The 2014-nt window shown below is 70.1% G+C and carries 2 protein-coding genes; both read right to left on the bottom strand.

Features of this window, described 5'->3' with window-relative positions:
- On the bottom strand, positions 1-1066 hold a 1066-nt coding region (locus BST14_RS27965; RefSeq protein WP_083067475.1), incomplete at its 3' end, for a DUF7159 family protein.
- A gap of 186 nt (positions 1067-1252) precedes the next feature.
- Positions 1253-2014, bottom strand: a 762-nt coding sequence (locus BST14_RS27960; protein ID WP_211280835.1) for a hypothetical protein, incomplete at its 5' end; no start/stop codon positions are given.

Below are 2014 nucleotides of genomic sequence, written 5' to 3'. Positions count from 1 at the left end.
GGGCGACGATGTTTTCGTTGGGGCTGGGCCGCAGGGCGACGGTCGGACGGATGCTGATGGCCAATGCGATTTCCAGCGCCACCACGGCCGCGATGAAGATCACCGCCAGCGAGCTGCTGGCCAGCAACACCGACCTGCGCCGGCGCGCGCGTTCGTCGAGAGCGATAATGGTCTTGGCCTCGGCGTCTTCGTCGGGCACAGCGCTGTAGGCGACGTTGGTCTTGCCCTTGTCGGCATCGGCGGCCAGCGCCGCGAAGTGGCTGCCGTATTCGGGCTGATATCCGGGCAGCAGGCCGGGGTGCTGACCGGCGAGGAGCAACGGGTCGACCTCTCCGGTGCCAGGATCCAGCGCGTATGCCAGCGCGGCCGTCGACGACGCGAACAGCGGCGCGTTCGCCGACGCCAGCGCGGCGCCTCGCGCCAGGGCCATCTCCGGCTCGTCGGGCACGGACAACTCGAGCGAGGTCGCGGCCTCCAGCACCGGCTTGATCAGCGGGATATCGACCCCCGAACCGACCAGAACCAGGCCTTCGGGGTGGGTTTCGAGTGCCGCGGCCCCGGAAGCCATGTCGACGAGTTCGGCGACCGCTTGGTCTTCGTCGTCCGCGAGGGATCTGCGGCGCACCTCCGAGACCGAGCCGTCGGCGGTATCGACGACGGCCAAGGTGGCGCTGTAGGGCTCGACGAACAGCAGCGCGGTGCGCGCGTAGTCGGTGGCGTCGCCGACGGCCTGGGTCAGCGCGACCGCGGCCATGAAGGCCGAGACCAGCATGACGTTTTCGATCTTGTGCGAAATGAGGGCATCGCGCAGCATTGCCGCTTCGACGTGGTCGGTCCAGGTCACACCCGTCGACAGCAGCTGGTAGCCACCGCCGGCGGCGCCCTCCCGGGTTCCGAGGATGGCCGAAATCACCGCGTTGGGGACCATGCCGGGCAGAGCAGTGCGTTGGGTGTCGACGTCGAAGTCGTCCTCGTCGACGGTGACCCCGTCGGCGCTTTCGCCTTCGACCAGGACCATGCGCACCTTCGTCGGCGTCATCTCGACGCCAAGCACGATGCCCGCCATCGCTAAAGTTCCCCCTGCACCATTTGCTGTGTCGCTCAACACCCCGGTTGACGACACCACTGTTCAGTGATCACCAAGGATTTCTGTCACCGCAAAGCGCGGGCCGCAAGCCCGCACACGTTGCTGGGCTGATGAAATTCTGGCGGCTGAGGCGGGCATTCTTTCGCCAGCCTCAATACCCCGACCCTACGCGTGTGATCTTGGGAGAAGCAGGCGGCGGTTGCTGTGTGTTGCTTGGCAAACCGGACTAGTGGTGTCCGCCGCCGCTGTGCCCGCCACCGAAGCCGCCGCCACCGTGCCCGCCACCGAATCCGCCGCTGTGTCCGCCGCCGAAACCACCAAGGCCGCCGCCGCTGTGTCCGCCGCCGGGCGCCGGAGCATGACCACCGCCGAAACCACCAAGGCCACCGCCGGGCGCTGGAGCATGACCGCCGCCGAAACCACCGAGGCCACCTCCGGGGCCGCTGGCGGGAGGTGTGGGGACGTGGCCGCCGCCCAAACCGCCCGGACCGCCGGAGCCGGGCGTGGGGACGTGCCCGCCCGGGCTACCCGAACCCGGGGTCGGCACATGCCCACCCGGACCACCCGAACCCGGGGTCGGCACATGCCCACCCGGACCACCCGAACCCGGGGTCGGCACATGCCCACCCGGACCACCCGAACCCGGGGTCGGCACATGCCCACCCGGACCACCCGAACCCGGGGTCGGCACATGCCCACCCGGACCACCCGAACCCGGGGTCGGCACATGCCCACCCGGACCACCCGAACCCGGGGTCGGCACATGCCCACCCGGACCACCCGAACCCGGGGTCGGCACATGCCCACCCGGACCACCCGAACCCGGGGTCGGCACATGCCCACCCGGACCACCCGAACCCGGGGTCGGCACATGCCCACCCGGACCACCCGAACCCGGGGTCGGCACATGCCCACCCGGACCACCCG

It is taken from the genome of Mycobacterium arosiense ATCC BAA-1401 = DSM 45069, assembly GCF_002086125.1.
GTDB classification, from domain to species: Bacteria; Actinomycetota; Actinomycetes; order Mycobacteriales; family Mycobacteriaceae; genus Mycobacterium; species Mycobacterium arosiense.
The sequence above is the reverse complement of the archived record's forward strand: the minus strand, read 5'-3'. Positions and strand labels throughout refer to the sequence as shown.